The sequence below is a fragment of the Gammaproteobacteria bacterium genome (genome assembly GCA_013696315.1).
In the GTDB taxonomy this organism is placed as follows: Bacteria; Pseudomonadota; Gammaproteobacteria; order JACCYU01; family JACCYU01; genus JACCYU01.
On sequence record JACCYU010000098.1, the window covers coordinates 1 to 20,952 of the forward strand.

18 protein-coding genes are annotated in these 20,952 nt (G+C 63.2%); 14 read left to right on the plus strand and 4 right to left on the minus strand.

Features of this window, described 5'->3' with window-relative positions:
* The first annotated feature begins 67 nt into the window (after positions 1-67).
* The 11 genes from H0V34_05650 (at position 68) to H0V34_05700 (ending at position 12,735) form a co-directional block, all read left to right on the plus strand.
* A complete protein-coding gene (locus H0V34_05650) occupies positions 68-1,150 on the plus strand; it encodes a phospho-N-acetylmuramoyl-pentapeptide-transferase (GenBank protein MBA2491195.1) in 1,083 nt (360 codons plus the stop codon).
* A gap of 22 nt (positions 1,151-1,172) precedes the next feature.
* On the plus strand, positions 1,173-2,525 hold the full coding sequence (locus H0V34_05655) for a UDP-N-acetylmuramoyl-L-alanine--D-glutamate ligase (protein MBA2491196.1): 1,353 nt from the start codon (positions 1,173-1,175) through the stop codon (positions 2,523-2,525).
* Positions 2,522-3,694, plus strand: coding sequence for a putative lipid II flippase FtsW (gene ftsW, locus H0V34_05660; protein ID MBA2491197.1), 1,173 nt, complete (start codon positions 2,522-2,524; stop codon positions 3,692-3,694). The genes H0V34_05655 and ftsW overlap by 4 nt, the downstream gene beginning before the upstream one ends.
* Before the next feature lie 17 nt (positions 3,695-3,711).
* Positions 3,712-4,824: an undecaprenyldiphospho-muramoylpentapeptide beta-N-acetylglucosaminyltransferase gene (gene murG, locus H0V34_05665; protein MBA2491198.1), complete on the plus strand. Its 1,113-nt coding sequence runs from the start codon at positions 3,712-3,714 to the stop codon at positions 4,822-4,824.
* 20 nt (positions 4,825-4,844) lie between these two features.
* Positions 4,845-6,248 carry a UDP-N-acetylmuramate--L-alanine ligase gene (gene murC, locus H0V34_05670; GenBank protein MBA2491199.1) on the plus strand — a complete coding sequence of 468 codons (1,404 nt, stop codon included), beginning with the start codon at positions 4,845-4,847 and terminating at the stop codon, positions 6,246-6,248.
* A complete protein-coding gene (gene murB / locus H0V34_05675) occupies positions 6,245-7,159 on the plus strand; it encodes a UDP-N-acetylmuramate dehydrogenase (protein MBA2491200.1) in 915 nt (304 codons plus the stop codon). The genes murC and murB overlap by 4 nt, the downstream gene beginning before the upstream one ends.
* An 81-nt stretch (positions 7,160-7,240) precedes the next feature.
* Positions 7,241-8,200, plus strand: coding sequence for a D-alanine--D-alanine ligase (locus H0V34_05680; GenBank protein MBA2491201.1), 960 nt, complete (start codon positions 7,241-7,243; stop codon positions 8,198-8,200).
* A gap of 19 nt (positions 8,201-8,219) precedes the next feature.
* Complete coding sequence (locus H0V34_05685) at positions 8,220-9,020, plus strand: FtsQ-type POTRA domain-containing protein (protein ID MBA2491202.1); 801 nt, start codon at positions 8,220-8,222, stop codon at positions 9,018-9,020.
* A gap of 6 nt (positions 9,021-9,026) precedes the next feature.
* Positions 9,027-10,262: a cell division protein FtsA gene (gene ftsA / locus H0V34_05690; GenBank protein MBA2491203.1), complete on the plus strand. Its 1,236-nt coding sequence runs from the start codon at positions 9,027-9,029 to the stop codon at positions 10,260-10,262.
* A 37-nt stretch (positions 10,263-10,299) separates the two neighbouring features.
* Positions 10,300-11,454 (plus strand): cell division protein FtsZ, encoded by a 1,155-nt coding sequence (gene ftsZ, locus H0V34_05695; protein MBA2491204.1) that lies wholly within the window; start codon positions 10,300-10,302, stop codon positions 11,452-11,454.
* Positions 11,455-11,820: 366 nt separating this feature from the next.
* Positions 11,821-12,735, plus strand: a complete 915-nt coding sequence (locus H0V34_05700; GenBank protein MBA2491205.1) for a UDP-3-O-acyl-N-acetylglucosamine deacetylase — start codon at positions 11,821-11,823, stop codon at positions 12,733-12,735.
* 22 nt (positions 12,736-12,757) lie between these two features.
* Here the strand turns inward: H0V34_05700 and H0V34_05705 are convergent, their stop codons facing one another.
* Positions 12,758-13,186, minus strand: a complete 429-nt coding sequence (locus H0V34_05705; protein MBA2491206.1) for a DUF721 domain-containing protein — start codon at positions 13,184-13,186, stop codon at positions 12,758-12,760.
* Between the two features lie 154 nt (positions 13,187-13,340).
* Between H0V34_05705 and secA the strand changes: the two genes are divergently transcribed.
* The 3 genes from secA (at position 13,341) to H0V34_05720 (ending at position 18,354) form a co-directional block, all read left to right on the plus strand.
* Positions 13,341-16,067, plus strand: coding sequence for a preprotein translocase subunit SecA (gene secA / locus H0V34_05710; GenBank protein MBA2491207.1), 2,727 nt, complete (start codon positions 13,341-13,343; stop codon positions 16,065-16,067).
* Between the two features lie 90 nt (positions 16,068-16,157).
* A complete protein-coding gene (gene argJ, locus H0V34_05715) occupies positions 16,158-17,369 on the plus strand; it encodes a bifunctional glutamate N-acetyltransferase/amino-acid acetyltransferase ArgJ (GenBank protein MBA2491208.1) in 1,212 nt (403 codons plus the stop codon).
* 25 nt (positions 17,370-17,394) lie between these two features.
* Positions 17,395-18,354, plus strand: coding sequence for a Nudix family hydrolase (locus tag H0V34_05720; protein ID MBA2491209.1), 960 nt, complete (start codon positions 17,395-17,397; stop codon positions 18,352-18,354).
* Positions 18,355-18,433: 79 nt separating this feature from the next.
* On the opposite strand, the gene zapD is transcribed toward H0V34_05720, so the two are convergent.
* From zapD to H0V34_05735, 3 genes are all read right to left on the minus strand, one after another.
* Positions 18,434-19,204, minus strand: coding sequence for a cell division protein ZapD (zapD, locus tag H0V34_05725; GenBank protein MBA2491210.1), 771 nt, complete (start codon positions 19,202-19,204; stop codon positions 18,434-18,436).
* Between the two features lie 98 nt (positions 19,205-19,302).
* A complete protein-coding gene (locus H0V34_05730; GenBank protein ID MBA2491211.1) occupies positions 19,303-19,914 on the minus strand; it encodes a dephospho-CoA kinase in 612 nt (203 codons plus the stop codon).
* Between the two features lie 89 nt (positions 19,915-20,003).
* A complete protein-coding gene (locus H0V34_05735) occupies positions 20,004-20,876 on the minus strand; it encodes a prepilin peptidase (protein MBA2491212.1) in 873 nt (290 codons plus the stop codon).
* Positions 20,877-20,952 lie beyond the last annotated feature (76 nt).

A 20,952-nucleotide genomic window follows, 5' to 3' on the forward strand; every position in this document is an offset into this window, starting at 1 on the left:
ATGGAACAGGTGGTGGAGGCGCTGCTGGACAACGGTTAACCTCGCACACCGGGCGCAGAGCATGATCATGCTGCTTAGCCTGTTCGAGTACCTGGGCCAGTTTCATGACGGTTTTTTCGTTTTTCAATACATTACCCTGCGTGGCATCTTCGGCGTGCTGACAGCGCTGGTCATCTCGTTCGTGGTGGGACCACCCATGATCCGCCGCCTGACCGAGTACAAGATCGGGCAGGCGATACGCGCCGATGGCCCACAGACGCATCTGTCCAAATCCGGTACGCCGACTATGGGCGGCGCACTGATTCTGGTGGCTGTGACCATCAGCGCGTTGCTGTGGAGCGATCTCACCAACCGATATGTGTGGGTGGTCATGGCCGTGACCCTGGCGTTCGGGCTGCTCGGCGGCATCGACGATTACCGCAAGCTGGTGCTGGGCGACAGCCGCGGCATGCCGGCGAGTGTCAAGTACTTCTGGCAATCGGTGATTGCGGTTTGCGCCGCCACTTTCCTGTACTTCAGCGCGCAGTCGCCGGTGGAGACGGAACTGATCGTACCGTTTTTCAAAAGCGTGATTATCGATCTGGGCGCCTGGTTTATCCCGCTGACGTATCTGGTGATCGTTGGCGCCAGCAACGCGGTGAATCTGACCGACGGTCTGGACGGGCTGGCGATTCTGCCTAGCGTGCTGGTGGCGGGCGCGCTGGGCATCTTCGCCTACGCCAGTGGTCACGCGAACTTTTCCGAGTATCTGCAGATCCCGGCGGTCGAGGGCGCCGGGGAGTTGACCATATTCTGCGGCGCAATGGTCGGCGCAGGGCTGGGTTTTTTATGGTTCAACGCCTATCCCGCGCAAGTATTCATGGGCGACGTGGGGGCGCTGGCGCTGGGCGCGGCCTTAGGCATCATCGCCGTCCTGGTCCGGCAGGAACTGGTGCTCTTGATCATGGGCGGCGTGTTCGTGATGGAAACCGTGTCGGTAATGTTGCAGGTGGCGAGCTTCAAGCTGACCGGCCGGCGCATCTTCCGCATGGCGCCGCTGCACCATCATTTCGAGTTGCGCGGGTGGCCGGAGCCGCGCGTGATCGTGCGCTTCTGGATCATGACTGTGATCCTGGTGCTGATCGGTCTCGCGACCCTGAAGATCCGTTGACGTGATAGCCGCCGTAGCAGACATGGTTGTCAGCCCCCTCAAGAAAACGCTGATTATCGGTCTGGGCGCCACCGGTCTGTCGGTCGCGCGTCATCTGGCAGCTCTTGGTCTGCCCTTCCAGGTCGCGGACACTCGAGTCGCGCCCCCGGGACTGGCACGGCTGCGTGAGATCGCGCCAAAGGCCAAGGTTCATCTGGGCGCCCTCAATCCCGAACTGATCAGCCAGATGTCTAGAGTGGTGCTGAGTCCCGGGGTGTCATTGCTTGACCCGGCACTGCGCCAAGCGCTCGCATCCGGTCTTGAAGTCATCGGCGATATCGAGCTGTTCGCGCGTGAGGCTAACGCGCCCGTGGCCGCTATAACCGGCTCGAACGGCAAGAGCACGGTAACTACCCTGCTGACCGCGATGGCGCGCGACGCCGGCCGTCTGGTGCGCGCCGGCGGCAACCTCGGCACACCTGCGCTGGATCTAATCGAAACCCCGGGCCCCGACCTGTACGCGCTGGAACTGTCCAGCTTTCAGCTGGAAACGGCGCAGAGTCTGCGCCCGGCTGCGGCCGCGGTTCTGAATGTAAGCGCCGATCACATGGATCGCTACACCGGCCTGCATGATTACGCGGCCGCCAAGGCGCGTGTCTACGAGCGGGCACAGGTGTGCGTGGTCAATCGTGGCGACGCCGCCGTGATGTCGATGGTGCGCGACAATTGCGTCACCGTCAGTTTCGGTCTGGATGCCCCGCCTGCGGAAAACTCCGCCGCGGAAAATTACGGACTGCGCGTCGCTGACGGCCGCGCCTGGCTGTTCCGGGGCGCGACACGGTTGCTGGCGGAAGACGAACTGCGCATAAACGGTCGCCACAACACCAGCAACGCGCTCGCCGCGCTGGCGCTGGGCGACGCGCTGGGCTTCGCGCACGAGGCGATGTGCCATACGCTAAAATTCTTCACCGGCCTGCCGCACCGCATGCAGTGGGTGGCGCAGAGTCACGGCGTTACCTGGTACAACGATTCCAAGGGCACGAATGTCGGCGCCACGGTGGCGGGGCTCGGCGGGCTTCCCGGACCAGTGGTGTTGATTGCCGGCGGCGACGGCAAGGGCGCCAACTTCGCGCCCCTGCGCCCGGCGGTCAAGACCCGCGTGCGCGCGCTGATACTGCTGGGTCGCGATGCCGGACGCATCGCCGACGCGCTCGCGGGCGCCGCGCCAGTGATGATGGTGGACGACATGGAGGCCGCGGTCGCACACGCCGCAACGCTCGCGCGACCGGGAGATCAGATATTGCTGTCGCCGGCGTGCGCGAGTTTCGATATGTACGGCAGCTACACCGAGCGCGGCGAGCATTTCATGAGCGCCGTGCGCAGGCTGTTCCCGTGAGCGCTGTGCCGCAGGCATCGAGAGAACGGACGATTCTGCCGGCGCGTGTGCGTCAGCGGATCGATGTCAATCTGATCATATACGCCGCCTTGTTGCTGGGCGTTGGCCTGGTGATGGTTTCTTCCGCATCGCTTGGGATCGCAGACAGTCTGACCGGGGATCCGCTCTATTATTTCAAACGCCAGCTGATTTTCATCATGATTGGCCTGGTCGCGATGGCCGCAATGTATGGGGTGCGCCTCGAATGGTGGCGCAATGCCAGTCAGCCTGGGCTGATCGCGGTGGTTTTTCTGCTGGCGCTGGTGCTGATTCCGGGTGCGGGCAAGACGGTCAACGGCAGCAGCCGCTGGCTTGCGTTCGGAGGATTCAGTCTGCAGGTCTCCGAACTCGCCAAGCTGTTCGTCATCGTCTATCTGGCGGCCTACATCGACCGGCACGCCATGGGCCTGCGCACCGGCGTGCGGGCGGTCCTCCCGCCGCTGGCGGTACTCGGCGTCATCGGTGTCCTGTTATTGTTGGAACCCGACTACGGGGCGGCGGCGGTGCTGCTTGCCACCAGCCTCGGCATGCTGTTTCTCGGGGGTGTGCGGCTTTGGCAGTGCGCGTTGCTGCTGACCGGCGCCGGCGTGACCTTAAGCACGCTGGCGATGTCGTCGCCTTACCGGCTGGAGCGCATTACGGCGTTCGTGAATCCCTGGGCCGACCCATACGACACCGGCTTTCAGCTCACTCAGTCCCTGATCGCGATCGGCAGCGGTTCGTGGTGGGGCGTCGGACTCGGTGACAGTATCCAGAAGCTGTTTTACCTGCCGGAGGCACACACCGATTTTCTGTTCGCGGTGGTGGCCGAGGAGCTGGGTCTGGCCGGTATGGCCGGGGTAATCGCGCTGTACAGTCTCCTGGTATGGCGATCCTTTACCCTGGGGCGCACGGCGGAACGCTGCGGACAGGGGTTTGCGGCCAGTGTCAGCTACGGTATCGGCATGTGGCTGGGTCTGCAGGCCTTCATCAACATGGGCGTTAACTTAGGCATCCTGCCGACCAAGGGGCTGACTTTGCCGCTGATGAGCGCTGGCGGCAGCAGTATCGTGGTGGTGTGCGTGGCGCTGGGGCTGCTGCTGCGCGTGCATTGCGAATCCTGCGATGTGGCGGCGGAGCAAACGTCGTGAACCGTGGCAGACCGGTGATGATTCTGGCCGGCGGCACCGGCGGCCACGTATATCCGGCGCTTGCGGTCGCCCGCAGCCTGCTGCGCATGGGCGTGCCGGTTGTGTGGATGGGCACGCGCAAGGGGCTGGAAGCGCGCGTGGTACCGGCGGCTGGAATTCCTATGGCGCGGCTGACGGTCGGTGGCCTGCGCGGCAAGAGCGCGATGACCTGGCTGCTGGCGCCGTTGAAACTGACCATCGCGATTCTACAGGCGTTGCGTATCGTATGGCTTCACAGGCCTTGCGCGGTGCTCGGCATGGGGGGCTTTGCTGCCGGTCCCGGCGGCCTGGCGGCGTTTCTGCTCGGGCGGCCACTGCTGGTGCACGAACAGAACGCGCTGGCGGGCCTGACCAATCGGTTGCTGGCGCCACTGGCGGTCAAGGTGCTGCACGGCTTTCCGGACGTTTTTAACAACAGCAAGGCGATATTCGTCGGCAATCCGGTGCGTAGCGATATCGCCGCGATACCGGCGCCGGAGCAGCGTATGCGCGACCGATACGGACGCCTGCGATTGCTGGTGCTGGGTGGCAGTCTTGGCGCCAGAACCTTGAACGAGATCGTGCCGACGACCCTGGCGCGCCTGCCCGCGCAAACCCGTCCCGAGGTATGGCATCAGGCGGGACGCCATCACATCGACGGCGCGGCGGCGTGCTACCGCAAGATGGGTGTCGAGGCACGAGTAGAAGCGTTCATCGAAGACATGGCTGCGGCTTATCGCTGGAGCGATCTGGTGCTGTGCCGCGCCGGGGCGCTCACCATCGCGGAGCTGGCGGCCGCCGGCGCGGGCGCGATACTGGTGCCTTATCCGTTTGCCGTGGACGATCATCAGACCGCCAACGCGCAGTTTTTGAGCGCGGCGGGCGCGGCGGTGGTGGTAGCTGACGCGGCGCTTGCGTCGCGGCTGCCGGCATTGCTCGAAGATTTTATTACCAATGGCGTCGTCAACCGCGAGCGGCTGTTACGGATGGCGCGCGCCGCGCGGGATCATGCCAGTGCAGACGCCAGCGACGAGGTCGCGCGCCTGTGCCTGGCGGCGAGCACCAGTGGTGCTGCCTGTTCGTGCGCGCGCGGCGGCGAGGGCTCGTCGTGACCCAGCCGCAGGACATCGGTATGCGCCGCATCCGCCGCGTGCACTTTGTGGGTATCGGCGGCGCCGGTATGGGCGGCATCGCGGAAGTGCTGTTGAATCTCGGCTACCAGGTGACGGGATCGGACCTTACGGAAAACACAATGACCGCTCGCCTGCGCGAGCTCGGCGCGCGGGTGCGCTGCGGCCATGTGGCGAGTGGCGTGGCCGGCGTCGACGTCGTGGTGGTATCCAGCGCGGTGCCCGCCGATAACCCAGAGCTGGCCGCGGCGCGCGAGCAGCGCATTCCGGTGGTGCAGCGCGCCGAGATGCTGGCCGAGCTGATGCGCTTTCGCTACGGCATCGCGGTGGCAGGCACGCACGGCAAGACCACCACCACCAGCCTGATCGCAGCACTGCTGGCCGAGGGCGGGCTGGACCCGACCTTCGTCGTCGGCGGCAGGGTCAACAGCACCGCCAGTCATTCGAAGCTCGGCGGTGGCCGTTTTCTTGTGGCGGAAGCCGACGAGAGCGACGCCTCGTTTCTGCATCTGCAGCCGGTAATCGCCGTGGTCACCAATATCGATACCGATCACTTAAGTACTTACGGAGGCGACTTTCAGCGACTGCGCGCGGCGTTCGTGGAGTTTCTGCATCACCTGCCGTTCTACGGGCTGGCGGTATTGTGCGTCGACGATGACCAGGTGCGCGCGATCCTCCCGCTGATCACGCGCCCGTTCATGACCTATGGCATTGACGAGAAAGCGGATATCCGCGCACGCGACGTATCGCACGCCGGCACGCAGTCCCGCTTCCGCGTGAAGCTGCCGCACTCCGGTCCGGAAATCGAGATAGCGTTGAATCTGCCCGGCCGTCACAACGTGCGCAATGCGCTGGCGGCAATCGCGGTGGCGCACGAGCTGGGTGTGGAAGGCGAGGCAATCCAGGCCGCGCTGCACGGATTTGAGGGCATCGCGCGGCGGTTTCAGGCGTATGGCGATCTCGTCATCCGCGGCGGCACGATCACGATGGTCGATGACTACGGCCATCATCCTACGGAAATCGCGGCCACCCTGGCCGCGGTGCGCGCGGGCTGGCCGGACCGGCGGCTGGTGCTGGTATTTCAACCGCACCGGTACACCCGCACGCGCGATCTGTTCGATGATTTTACGCAGGTGCTCAACGAGGTGGACGTGGTTGTGCTGCTGGAAGTGTACGCCGCCAATGAAAACGCAATCGCCGGCGCCGATGGCCGCGCGCTATGCCGTTCTCTAAGAGTACGCGGCAAACTCGATCCCATCTTCGTCGAGGACATCGACGAGTTGCCCGCCATATTGAACGACCTGCTGTGCGACGGCGACCTATTGCTCACCCTGGGCGCGGGCAGCATCGGCGCCGCCGCGGCGGCGCTGCCGGCGCGGCTTGCAGCCGAGGCGCGCGTGCAATGATGGCCGCGCGCGCGACAGCCGTAATGCGTGGTGCACTGCGTTCGAATGTTCCGCTCAAGGGCTTGAACAGCTGGCGGGTTGGCGGACCCGCCGACCGCTTGTTCCGGCCAGCGGACCTGGACGATCTGGCGTTGTTTCTGAGTCAGACCGCAGCGGACGAGCCGCTGACGTGGCTGGGGCTTGGCACCAATGTGCTGGTGCGCGATGGAGGGGTGCGCGGCACCGTCATCGCCACACATGCGGCGCTCGACGACGTGGTCAGGCTGGATAACTCAAGAGTGAGGGCGCAGGCCGGCGTCCCGTGCGCAAAGCTCGCGCGCAGGAGCGCCGACTGGAGCCTTGCGGGCGCCGAATTCATGGCGGGAATCCCCGGTACCCTGGGCGGCGCGCTGGCCATGAACGCCGGCGCGTTCGGCGGCCAGACCTGGGACGTCGTGGCGGCCGTGGACGCGATCGACCGGCGGGGCGTGATCCGGCGTCGCTTAGCCTCCGAGTTCTCGGTGGATTATCGGCACGTGGAACCGCCTTGCGAGGAGTGGTTCGTGGCCGCCGAACTGGCGCTCAAGGCCGGCAACATGAACGTATCGAGACGCGAGATTCAGGCGCTGCTCGCGCGCCGTGGGGTCACCCAGCCGCTGGGTGTGGCAAGCTGCGGCTCCGTGTTCCGCAATCCGCCCGGCGACTTCGCGGCGCGCCTGATCGACACGGCCGGCCTCAAGGGTCATCGCATCGGCGGGGCGTGCGTATCCTCAATGCATGCGAATTTCATAATCAACGATGCCGAAGCGAGCGCGGCGGATATCGAGGCGCTGATTGGCTTCGTGCAGCGACGGGTCGAGGACGCGCACGGCGTCCGCCTCGTGCCCGAAGTACGTATCGTGGGGCGAGCCGGAGCGAGAAATGACACTTAACGCGTCATTTCCCCGGCGCGACCGACCACGGACGGTCGGGCTGGACCCAGGCGCCATGGACGGCTTGTCCCCGAAAACTAGATGAGTATCGACATTAACAATCCTAAGACCTTTGGCAAAGTCGCCGTGCTCGACGGCGGCTGGTCGGCCGAGCGTGACGTTTCGCTCACGAGTGGCGCGACGGTGCTGGCGGCGCTCAAGCGCTGCGGCGTCGACGCGCACGGCATCGACGCCGGCCGCGACGTGCTGGAGCAACTCGTGCAGGGCAGGTTTCAGCGCGCTTTTAATGTTCTGCATGGCCGGGGAGGTGAAGACGGCGTAATCCAGGGCGCCCTGGAAGTATTGGGGCTGCCCTATACCGGCAGCGGCGTGCTGGGCTCCGCGCTGACCATGGACAAGCTGCGCACCAAGATGATTTGGCGGCAATCAAACTTTCCGACGCCGCCCTGGGCGGTCGTGAAGGCGGGCGCCGATCCGGACGCCGCCGATCTGAAAAGCATAATCCAGACCGTGGGGCTGCCGCTGGCGATCAAGCCCATACACGAGGGCTCCAGCATCGGCATCAGCAAGGTGACGCGGGCCGAGGACATGCAGGGCGCTTGCGCGCTCGGTTTCAAACACGACCACACGTTGATCGCGGAACGGTGGATCGCCGGTGGCGAATTCACCGCTGGCGTGCTGGGTGCAGAATCTTTGCCGCTGATCCGCATGGAGACGCCGCGCGGTTTCTACGATTTTCAGGCGAAGTACCTCACCGACACGACCCACTATCACTGTCCGTGCGGATTGCCGTCGGACGAGGAGCGAACCATCGCCGAGTTGTGCCGGAATGCGTTCGTGGCGGTGGGCGCCAGCGGCTGGGGAAGAGTGGATCTGATGCTGGACCGCGACCACCAGCCCTGGCTGCTGGAGGTCAATACGGTGCCCGGCATGACCGACCATAGTCTGGTGCCCAAGGCGGCCGCTGTTGCCGGCATCAAGCTGGAGACGCTGGTGTTGCGCATTCTGGCAACCTCAATGGTGGCGCGCGCTGAAGCATGAAGCACGAGGAAGAGGGCTATTGGCAACGTTCCGATTCGCGCGCGCGAAACGCCGCCAGAGCGCGCAACCGCGCACCAAGTTCAAGCTGCGCGCGTTGTCGTGGCGTGACTGGATCGAGGTGCTTGCCGTGATCGCGGTGCTGATGCTGCTGGTGCTGGGTATCCATAAGTTACGTCAGCCGAATGTGCTGCGCATCGAGCACGTGCGTTTCGAGCAAGGCGTGGAAGACAGTGCGGATGTACGAAAAATTGTCGACGCTCAGGTCACGGGTAATTTTTTCACGATCGATCTGCGGGCGCTAGAACGCGCGCTAAACCGCTTGAGCTGGGTCGAGAGCGCGTCGGTGCGGCGCGAATGGCCGGACACATTAAGCATTCGCGTCAGCGCCTACGAGCCGGTCGCGCGCTGGGGTGTCGATGCGCTGCTGAGCCGCGACGGGCACGTCTTCAGGCCCCACGATGGTGAGGTCTCCGACAAATTTCCCGTATTGCACGGGCCGGCCGGTCGCACACGACACCTGCTGCGCATTTATCGGCGCGTTGCGCGGACCTTGTCGTCCGCCGACCTGACGGCCAGCGCGCTGGTGCAGGACCAGCGGCGCGCGTGGCATCTACTGCTGGGCGGGGGTGTGCCGGTTGAGATCGGGCGCGGCGACCCGCGCGCTCGCGTGAGGCGCCTCGCAAGCGTTTATCCCATGGCGCTGGCGCCGCGTGCCGCCTCCATCAAGAGCATCGATCTGCGTTACACCAACGGTCTGGCGGTCGCCTGGGAGCACGTGGGCAAACCTGGCGCGGGCGCTGCGAATTCAACCAGTAAGTAAAGGGTAATGGCGAGAAAATCTGAGAAAAGCATGATCGTAGGGCTGGATATCGGCACCTCCAAAGTGGTCGCGATTGTCGGCGAAGTGACCGATGCCGGACAGATTGAAATCATCGGCATCGGGCAGCACCCGTCGCGCGGCATGAAGAAAGGCGTGGTGGTCAATATCGAATCCACCGTGCAGTCCATTCAGCGCGCGGTGGAGGAAGCCGAGCTGATGGCCGGCTGCGAAATCCATTCAGTCTACGCCGGGATCGCCGGCAGCCACGTGAAGAGCCTTAACTCGCACGGCATCGTCGCGATCAAGGACCGCGAGGTCACGGCCAGCGACGTGGACAGAGTCATCGACGCCGCGCGCGCGGTGGCGATCCCGGCTGACCAGCGGGTGCTGCATATCCTGCCGCAGGAGTTCGTGATCGATCAGCAGGAAGGTATCCGCGAGCCGATCGGCATGTCCGGCGTGCGCCTGGAGGCGAAGGTGCATCTGGTCACGGGTTCAGTCAGCGCTGCGCAGAACATCATCAAATGCGTGCGCCGCTGCGGACTGGAGGTAGATGACATCATTCTTGAGCAGTTGGCCTCCAGCTACGCGGTGTTGACCGAAGACGAGAAAGAACTGGGCGTGTGCCTGGTCGATATCGGCGGCGGGACCACCGACGTGGCGGTCTTCACCGAGGGCGCGATTCGGCATACCTCGGTCATCCCGCTGGCGGGCGATCAGGTGACCAATGACATTGCCGTGGCGCTGCGCACGCCCACGCAGTACGCCGAAGAGATCAAGGTGAAATATGCGTGCGCGCTGCGCCAGCTGGCGAACCCGGACGACACCATCGAAGTGCCCGGCGTGGGTGACCGGCCCTCGCGACGCCTATCGCGCCAGACTCTGGCCGAGGTGGTGGAGCCGCGTTATGAAGAATTGCTGGCACTGGTGCACGCCGATCTGCGACGCAGCGGTCTGGAAGAGCTGGTGGCGGCTGGCGTGGTGCTGACCGGCGGCAGCGCAAAGATGGAAGGTGTGATTGATCTCGCCGAGGAAGTATTTCACATGCCGGTGCGCTTGGGCGTGCCGCAGTACGTGTCGGGGTTAAGCGACGTTGTGCGTAACCCCATTCATGCAACAGGGGTGGGTCTGCTGTTGTTCGGCTATCGCAGCCGCCAGGGGGGCAATGCGGAAAACTTCGCCGACAAGGGAGTATCGGCGGTCTGGAAACGGATGAAAAGCTGGTTTCAGGGCAATCTCTGAAGCCGATTAATACTCAGCCTAGTAACGGGAGATTGAAATGTCATTTGAACTGATGGATTCGTACGATCGAAGCGCCGTAATCAAGGTCATCGGTATCGGCGGAGGCGGCGGCAATGCCGTACAGCACATGGTGCAGGCGGCGATCGACGGCGTGGATTTCATCTGCGCGAACACCGATGCGCAGGCGTTGAAGAACACCAGCGCGGAGACCGTGCTGCAACTGGGTAGCGGCATTACCAAGGGGCTGGGGGCGGGCGCCAACCCCACCGTGGGGCGTGAGGCGGCGATGGAAGACCGCGACCGCATCCAGGAAGTCATCGATGGCGCCGACATGCTGTTCATTACTGCCGGCATGGGGGGCGGCACGGGTACGGGCGCCGCGCCGATCCTCGCGGAGGTGGCGAAAGAACTCGGTATTCTTACCGTCGCGGTTGTCACCAAGCCGTTCGCGTTCGAGGGTGGCAAGCGCATGCAGGTCGCGTGCAAGGGTATCGAAGAACTTTCCGAGCACGTCGATTCGCTGATCACCATCCCCAACGAGAAGCTCCTGGCCGTGCTGGGCAAGGACACGAACCTGCTATCCGCGTTCAAGTCCGCCAACGACGTGCTGCTGGGCGCCGTGCAGGGCATTGCCGAGCTGATTACCCGCCGGGGTCTGATCAACGTCGATTTCGCCGACGTGCGCACCGTGATGTCGGAAATGGGCATGGCCATGATGGGTTCAGGTATGGCGCATGGCGAACACCGCGCACGGGTGGCCGCCGAGGCCGCGATAGCCAGCCCCTTGCTGGAAGATATCAATATTGCCGGCGCGCGGGGTATTCTGGTTAATGTCACGGCGGGTCCGGACCTGTCCATCGGCGAGTTCGATGAGGTCGGCAACACGGTGAAGTTGATGGCGTCAGACGATGCGACGGTGGTCGTGGGGACAGTAATCGACCCAGACATGGGTGGTGATCTGCGCGTCACTCTGGTGGCCACCGGGCTCGGGTCGCGGCCCAGTGCCGCGCAGAAACCGGCGGTCAAGCTGGTGGAAAAACGCGCCAGCGGCGAGGTCGATTACGGCAAGCTGGAACGGCCGACGATTATGCGCAACGAGGCAAGGCCGGCCGGCAAGTTCGACTCCGATCGCGGCGATTACGATCTGGATTATCTCGATATACCGGCCTTCCTGCGGCGCCAGGCAGACTGATGTCAGGCGTCACGTCAGCCTAGATGTCGGGCCAGGGCTACGCAACACGGGGGACGTAAATGTAAGCTTGAGTGCTAGCGGGCGGGCCGGCGGCGGGAATCAATCCACCGTCGGGCTGTCGTATGGCTTGGTGCCGCGACGGACTCGTCGGATTGCAGAATGCGGCCGGGATCAGACCTACATGGCGAGCGCGACTTTCGTCAGCGCAGCGGCATGTGCGAGTGCATCCGCAAATCAGGGATGACAGATTTAGCGTGTGTGACATAATGGCCAGCACGAGCGGTCACCGATGCCACCGCGATTTATGCGCGTGGCCCCAATTTTGCAAAACCCTTTTTCTGTGTGGTTGTTGAGCGGGAAATTCCATTGATCAAGCAACGAACTTTAAAGAATACGATCAGGGCTACCGGGGTCGGGCTCCACACCGGCGAGAAAATTTACCTCACCTTGCGGCCGGCGGCAGTCAATACCGGGGTGATTTTTCGCCGTATTGACCTGGATGTCCCGGTTGAAATCAAGGCCAGCCCCGAGAATGTGGGCGACACCAGGCTTTCGACGACGCTCGTCAAGGGGAACGTGCGGATCTCCACCGTCGAACATCTGCTGTCGGCGATCGCGGGACTGGGCATAGATAACGCATACGTGGACCTGAGTGCACCCGAAGTGCCCATTATGGACGGCAGCGCCGGCCCGTTCGTGTTTCTCGTGCAGTCCGCCGGCATCGTCGAGCAGGCCGCGCCCAAGCAGTTTGTGCGCATCAAGCGGACCGTCAAGGTGGAAGATGGCGACAAGTGGGCGCGTTTCGATCCGTTCGACGGCTTCAAGGTCGGATTAACCATCGATTTCGATCATCCCGTGTTCAAGGATCACGGGCAGTACGCCGAACTCGATTTCTCGACGACATCATTTGTAAAAGAAGTGAGTCGCGCGCGCACGTTCGGATTCATGCGCGATCTGGAGATGTTGCGCGAACGCCAGCTCGCGCTTGGCGGAAGTCTGGACAATGCCGTGGTGCTGGACGATTACCGGGTGCTGAACGAGGACGGTCTGCGCTACGAAGACGAGTTTGTCAGGCACAAGATTCTCGATGTCATCGGTGACCTGTACCTGTTGGGCCACAGTTTGATCGGTGCGTTCAGCGGCTACAAGTCCGGCCACGACCTCAACAATCGGCTGCTGCGCGCGCTGGTGGCGCGGGAAGACGCCTGGGAGTCTGTGACATTCGAAGACGAGGCCAGGCAGGCGCCGATCTCTTATAGCCGTCCGCTCACCGCAGTGTAGCTGCTCCAGGCGCGAGTCGAAATCAGAAATCAGCGTCGCCGCGACGAGCAAGGCGCTGCAGCGCCGCCTTGACACCAGCGTGGACAATGCCGTCCGCCGTGGACAGCAGGCGCCGGGCGTTATCCGAGGACAGTGTAGGACGGCGAATGTCCCTGACCGGAGCTTCCGGCATGGGTCGCACCTTCAATCTGAGCCGTATGAGCGGCGCTGGCAATTCCGAGCGGAAGCCTTTATTGATACATTCGAGTATCTCGCCCTGTTGATAATGGACACGAGTCGCGTGGCCGGCATGGTCCGTCACCACCACTAGAGTTTGCTCACGGATGCCGCCCACCCAGCAATGCGTCGCACATTCGTCCTTCAGACACGTCCTCAGTTCTCTGGTCATCGATTCGAATGCCCGGGCCTGCCGGAGCAACTCCGGGGCGATCAGCGTGTTTAACGTTCGCATGTAAGGACCCCGCATAATTTGTATGGCTTGAGATGTCAGGCGCTTGCACCCGGCCACCAATGGTTGCAGATACGTTATCATGAACACATCGTAGCTGAGACCCGTTATCGTACGGCGTGCAGGCGTTTTTCTAACATTTACTGGTTCTACCCCCATGGTTACCGCCGTATTCAGAAAGGTTTTCGGCAGCCGCAACGAGCGCGTTCTCAAGGGCTATCAAAAGCAGGTCAGGTCGATCAATGCCCTGGAGCCCGCAATGCAGGCGCTCAGCGACAGCGCGCTGGCCGAAAAAACGATCGGACTCCGACAGCGCCTGACGCAGGGCGAAACGCTGGACGCGTTGCTGCCCGACGCGTTTGCCACGGTGCGAGAGGCTAGCCGGCGCGCGCTCGGCATGCGTCATTTTGACGTGCAGCTCATCGGCGGCATGGTGTTGCACCATGGCAAGATCGCAGAGATGCGCACGGGCGAAGGCAAGACCTTGGTGGCTCCGCTGGCGGTGTACCTCAATGCCATGGCCGGGCGTGGCGTGCACGTCGTCACGGTCAACGATTATCTCGCGCGACGTGACGCCGCGTGGATGGGGCAGGTCTACCAGGCCCTGGGCCTGACCGTGGGTGTTATCGTCAACGGCATGGACTCGACCTCCCGTCGTGCGTCATACGCGGCCGATGTGACCTATGGCACCAACAACGAATTCGGCTTCGATTATCTGCGCGACAATATGGCCTTCGACAAGTCCAGCCGGGTGCAGCGAGACCTTATCTTCGCGGTGGTCGACGAAGTCGATTCCATTCTGATCGACGAGGCGCGCACGCCGCTGATCATCTCCGGCCCCACCAGTGAGAACTCGCAGACTTATGCCGCCGTCGATCTGCTCATCCCGAAGCTATCCCGCCAGCAGGAAGAAGATGGGCCCGGCGATTACAGCGTGGACGAGAAGGTCAAACAGGCGTATCTCACCGAGGAAGGCCACGACAAGGTCGAACAGCTGCTGGCCGGGGCCGATCTGATCAAGCCCGGCGAAAGCCTTTACGACGTCGGCAACATTGGCCTGATGCATCACCTAAACGCGGCTTTGCGGGCGCACGCACTGTTCCAGCTGGATGTGGACTACATCGTGCGCGACAACGAAGTCATCATCGTCGATGAATTCACGGGACGCACCATGCCCGGGCGGCGCTGGTCGGAGGGGTTGCATCAGGCGGTCGAAGCCAAGGAGGGTGTGCCCATCCAGAACGAGAACCAGACGCTCGCCTCGATCACCTTCCAGAATTATTTTCGGTTGTACGAAAAGCTGTCCGGCATGACCGGCACCGCCGACACCGAGGCCTTCGAATTTCATCAGATCTACAACCTGGAAGTGGTCGTCATCCCCACGCACATGCCTATGATCCGCAAGGACATGGGCGATCTGGTGTACCTGACCATCGCCGAGAAATTCCAGGCCATCATCGAAGATATCAAGGCCTGCGTTGCTGAAGGGCAGCCGCTTCTGGTCGGCACCGCGTCGGTCGAAGCATCGGAAACGCTGTCCGGCCTGCTCAACAAGAGCCGCATCAAACATCAGGTGCTCAACGCCAAGCAGCACGAGGCGGAGTCGCACGTCATCGCGCAGGCCGGGCGGCCCGGCACTGTCACCATCGCCACCAACATGGCCGGTCGCGGCACCGATATCGTGCTGGGCGGCAGTCTGGATGTGGAATTGGCCGCGCTGGGCGAAGACGCCGACCCAGGCGCCAGACAAAAAGTGGAAAACGAGTGGCGGCAGCGGCACGAGCAGGTGCTGGCCGCCGGCGGGCTGCATATCGTCGGAACCGAACGTCACGATTCGCGGCGCATCGACAACCAGCTCAGAGGGCGCTCCGGGCGTCAGGGCGATCCCGGTTCCAGCCGCTTTTATCTGTCGCTGGAAGACAATCTCATGCGCATCTTCGCCTCCGACAGGGTGAAGGGGCTGATGCAGCGGCTGGGCATGAAGGAGGGCGAGTCGATCGAGCATCCGTGGGTCACGCGCGCCATCGAAAACGCTCAGCGCAAGGTGGAGGCGCATAACTTCGATATCCGCAAGCACCTGCTGGAATACGACGACGTCGCCAACGATCAGCGCAAGGTCGTCTATCAGCAGCGCAACGAACTGATGGAGGCCGACGACATCTCGGACAGCATCGCCGCCATCCGTCAGGATGTCGTCAATGGCGTGATCAGTCAGTACATCCCGCCCGGCAGTATCGAGGAGCAGTGGGACGTGCCGGGACTCACCGAGGCCATAGAACGCGAGTTCGGCCGCCCGATGGCGATACAGAGGTGGCTGGACGAGGATCAGTCGTTGCACGAGGAGCCTTTGCGGGAGCGTATTCTGGCCGAGATCACCGGCATCTACACCGACAAGGAGCAGCTGATCGGCGCGCAGGCAATGCGCCGCTTCGAGCGCGACGTAATGCTGCAGATCCTGGATGGCCACTGGAAGGATCACCTGGCCGCGATGGATTACCTGCGTCAGGGCATTGGCCTGCGCGGCTACGCGCAAAAAAATCCCAAGCAGGAATACAAGCGCGAGGCGTTCGAGATGTTTCAGCAGATGCTGGAGCAGATCAAGCATGCGGTGGTGTCCATCCTCACCAGGGTGCAGGTGCGCTCCGAGCAGCAGCTCGATGAACTGGAGCGGGAGAACCGCCAGACGCCCGCCATGCAGTATCAGCACGCCGATGCTGGCAGCGCGCTACATCCGGTGTCGGATGCGAGCCCCGAGGCCGCCGAGCCGGCGACCGCACCTGCGCATCAGCCTTACCGCCGGCAGGGCCGCAAGGTCGGGCGCAACGAACCATGCTGGTGCGGTTCCGGCAAGAAGTTCAAGCAGTGCCACGGCAGGCTGGTCTGATGGCTGCTAGTGTTAGCGGGCTCTCGATAAACCCGGTGGAATCTCGATAAACCTCTGTAACATCTCGATAAATTGTAAGCACTCGCGACCGTGGCCGTCGGTCTGAATCCGCCTGCGCAGCTATTGCCGGTTGTCGGCGTGCGGCTGGCGGCGACAGCGGCTGCTATCCGCTATCAAGGCCGTCTGGATGTCGCGCTAATCGAATTGGCGCCCGGCAGCCGCATCGCCGCCCAGTTCACCCGCAACGCATTCCGCGCCGCGCCGGTCGTCATCGCCCGCCGCCACCTCGCCGCGCGCGCATCCCGCTATCTGCTCATCAACGCCGGCAACGCCAACGCCGGGACCGGCGTGAATGGGATCGAGGATTGCCTGGCGGCTTGCACGGCGCTGGCCGCAAAGACAGGCTGCCAGCCTGACGAAGTGCTGCCATTTTCCACCGGCGTCATCGGCGAACGCCTGCCGGTAGACCGGCTCGTGCGCGCGCTTCCCGCCGCGCTGTCGGAACTCGCGCCGGATGCCTGGCTACGGGCGGCCGAGGCGATCATGACCACCGATACCGTGGTCAAGGACGCTTCCCGGGTGGTGACAATAGCAGACCAGCGCGTGAGCATTACGGGCATCGCCAAGGGCGCGGGCATGACCCGGCCCGACATGGCGACGATGCTTGCGTTTATCGCGACCGACGCGCGCGTGCCGCAGGCAATGCTGGATGCCGCGTTGCGAATTGCGGTCGATGCATCGTTCAACTGCATCACGGTCGATGGCGACACCTCCACCAACGACGCCTGCGTGCTCATTGCCACGGGCCAATCCGGTGTCGATATCGACACGGATGCGGCGCGCGCGCAATTTCAATCATCCCTGAACGAGACCGCAAACGAGCTGGCGCAGGCGATCGTGCGAGACGGGGAGGGCGCGAGCAAGTTTATAACCGTGGTAGTGACTGGCGCGGCCACTGTCGATGAGGCGCGTCGCGTGGCGTTTACGGTCGCGCACTCGCCGCTGGTCAAGACCGCTTTCTTCGCCAGCGATCCGAACTGGGGACGAATACTCGCGGCGGTGGGGCGCGCTGATGTCGAGGATCTGGCTATCGAAGGCGTGGAAATATTTCTGGATGACGTGTGCGTGGCGCGTAGTGGCGCCGTGGCGCAGGAGTACACCGAAGCTGCGGGCAGGCGCGTCATGGGCCAGTCGGAGATCGTGGTGGGGGTGGATATGCACCGTGGCGCCTGCTCGTTTCGCGTATGGACATCGGATTTGTCGTACGAGTATGTGCGCATCAACGCGGAATATCGCAGCTAGCCATCCGGCGCCGCCGCAAGCCGCGATGCCCCAGACATTCATGCACGTGGTCGCCGCTGCGCTATTCGACAAGGCCGGCCGGGTGCTTATCGCGCGGCGTCCGGACCATCTGCATCAGGGTGGCAAGTGGGAATTCCCCGGCGGCAAGGTGGAACCCGGCGAAGCGCCCGCGCACGCCTTGTCGCGCGAGCTGTTCGAAGAGTTGGGCGTGCGCGCGCGGAAATTCGCCCCACTGATTCAGGTCCGTCACCGTTACCCGGACAAGGCCGTGCTGCTCGACGTCTGGAAAGTGACCCGCTATGAAGGCGAGCCGCTTGGCCGAGAGGGCCAGCGGCTTGCCTGGAGCGCGCCGAGCGAACTTATGCGCTTCGCGTTTCCCGCCGCGAACTTACCGATCCTGAAAGCGCTGGACTTGCCCGAGCTTTATCTGATCACGCCGCCACCCGGGCCGGATGCGGCCCGCTTCATCGAGAATCTGGAAGCAGCTCTAAAGATGGGCATCAAACTCGTGCAACTGCGGGCGCCCGCTATGGACCAGGTTGGCTATGCCAATCTCGCCCACGCCGCACTCGACCGATGTCACGCACATGGCGCCCGTATGCTGGTCAACGCTGAGCCTGAGTGGGCGATGCGTCTCGGCGCCGATGGCGTGCACGTCAACAGCACGCGGCTCTTGTGTCTGCGCACCAGACCGTTGGCGGCTGATTATCTGCTGTCGGTCGCCTGCCACGATCCGCGGGAACTCACCTTCGCTAACACAATCCACGCCGACCTTGCCCTCGTGTCGCCGATCAGGGCCACCCCCAGTCACCCGGTCGCCAAGCCGCTGGGCTGGCCGGGTTTTCGCGCGCTTTGCGAACAGGCGATGATGCCGGTCTACGCCCTGGGCGGCATGTCGCCACGTGACATTGGTCGCGCGCGGCGCGGCGGCGGCCAGGGAATCGCGGCTATTCGATCCCTATGGTGCGGTCATCGAAGCGATTAATCGCCTTGGTCCTTCCGACGAAGCTTTTCGCATGGTTATCGGTGTCAGGCGTAACCTCGGCAACGCGCCGGAGGATATATCACAGTGCGCAACAGGCGAGCGCGAATTCAAGATCCTTGTCCACGGGCACCCCGCGGGTATCCGGTGTGGGTTGCCGCAGGAAACGGACTGTGAAACGGTGCTTGCCGGCGCTGATCTCCGGATAATAGCCGGACTTTTCGCTAAGCAGTATGCGGATCAACTGGTAAGGCTGATTCACATCCAGATTCTGCTGATAAAAGCCCGCGGCGGCGCGCGTCCGTTGCGGGCTAGCGCTCTCGCGCACCAGACTGAGAATATTGACGACGGCCGCGTGAATGTTCGTGAAGGGCGCGATCCAGGTTCGCAGCAAGTCATGGCGCGCCGCCACCGGTTCGGACAGCCAATAGTGATAAGCGGGTAGATCGAAATCGCAGGTACCGCCCGGGATAATGGTGCGCTGTCTGATGCTGTTCAGGAACTCGTTGTTTTTTAGCGCCGCTCCCGGCTGGCCGCTCTGGGCGTGCAGCGACGCGATCAGCTGCTGGTGGCGTTCCACGATGCCGTGCAGGCGGCTGCTGTCCACCATTGGTGCCTGTTCGAGCCGCTCCATGTTCGCGATCTGACGCTTGAGTTCCATCATCAGGTCGCTTTTCAGATCGACTCTGGCGCCCAGATTCAGGATCTCCAGCAGCAGCATGAGTGCGCCGTGTGTATCCCATGCCGTATCGCGCTCGAGGCAGTGCTCGAAATTCTCCATGAGCTGTTCGATCCGCAGGAACGTGCGCAGGCGCTCGTTCAACGGCTGTTCGTAGGTGACGATCTGATTCACTTCGCGATGGCTCCGTGATCTGTCGCGGCGCTGCGGTCGGAATGCCAGCTTTCCGCAATCTGGTTATGACGGCAAAGTAACCGGCGGCAGGCCGGGGGTCAAGCGCTCCGGGTGCGCCCGGCGGCGAGTTCGAGATACCGTTCGTGGAGTCGTTCGACCGCAGCTTCGAGAGCATCGGCGACGCCATCATTAACGATGGTATCGTCGGCGACGGCGCGGCGCGCGGCGCGTGACGCCTGGGTCGCCATGATGGCGCGGACGGCGCTCGGCGAACACCCGTCGCGCGTGCTGACGCGCGCGATCTGCAGCACTTCCTCGCAATCGACCACCAGCACGCGATCCACCGTATCCTGCATGCGGGATTCCACCAGCAGCGGGATCACCGCCAGGCCGTACGGCGCGCAAAGCTGGCCCAGACGCCGCGAAATCTCTTCACGCACGCGCGGATGCAGAATGGCTTCAAGCTGGCGACGCGCGGGCGGTTGATCGAACACCAGCCGCCGCAATGCGCTGCGATCCAGCCGTCCGTCGGGCATCAGCAGATGCGCACCGAAGGTTTCGACGATACGTTCTAGCGAAGGAGACCCGGGGGTAGTGAGTTCGCGCGTAATCACGTCGGCGTCCACCACCGGCGCGCCCCGTTTCTCGAACAGCGCCGCGACCGTGCTCTTGCCGCAGCCGACGCCGCCGGTAAGCCCGATGGTAAGCATGCGGCTATTGTACTTCAGCTTCGGGGTACGTCAGCTTCGCGTGCGGGGCATCCATGCCCCGCACTAGCAGGCTGTTTTTCAACAGCCCGCTAGGTCGCGTAACGCAAATACCAATCGGTGATCGGTGTTCCCCACAACAGCCCGATCCATCCGGCCATTGCCAGATAGGGGCCGAACGGTATGGGCACGTTGCGATCACGGCCCAGAATTAGTATCAGACCTACGCCGACAAGGGCGCCGATGGCCGATGAGAGCAATATGATCAGCGGCAGCGCCTGCCAGCCGGCCCACGCGCCCAGCATGGCGAGAAGCTTGAAGTCGCCGTAGCCCATGCCTTCCTTGCCGGTTATCAGTTTGAAGATGTGATACACGCACCAAAGGCTCAGATAACCGAACATCGCCCCCAGCACGCTGGCTTGCAGGTCGGTGAATAAACCGCCCATGCTCAGCAGCACGCCCAGCCATAGCCCGGGCAAGGTGATCGAATCCGGCAGCAGTTTGGTGTCCAGATCGATGGACGACAGTGCGATCAGCGCCCAGGTAAACAGCAATGCGGCCGCTGTCATCCACGTCAATCCGAAGCGCCACGCGACAATTACCGATAGCAGCGCGGTCAGCGCCTCGACCAGCGGATAACGCCGCGAGATCGGCGCGTGACATTTGGCGCAGCGACCGCCCAGCGCCGTGTAACTGATGATGGGAATGTTTTCCAGCGCGCCGATGCTGTGACCGCAGTTCGGGCAGTGGGAACGCGGTGTCAGCAGGTTATAGGTTTCCTCGCCGCTATCATCGACCGCGCCTTGTTTGTCGCCCAGCCACGCCTGGCATTCAAGGGTCCATGTCCGCCGCATCATGATGGGCAGGCGATGAATGACGACGTTCAGAAAACTCCCGACCACCACCCCGAGCAGGCCGGTCGCCAGCAGAAAAAATAGTGGACTGGTCTGGAATACGCCAAGCATTGTAACTGTTCGTTTGGCGACGAGGTCGCCGTCGCTGCTAAAAGAGCGCCGGACGCTGCATCCGGTGGAGCAGCGT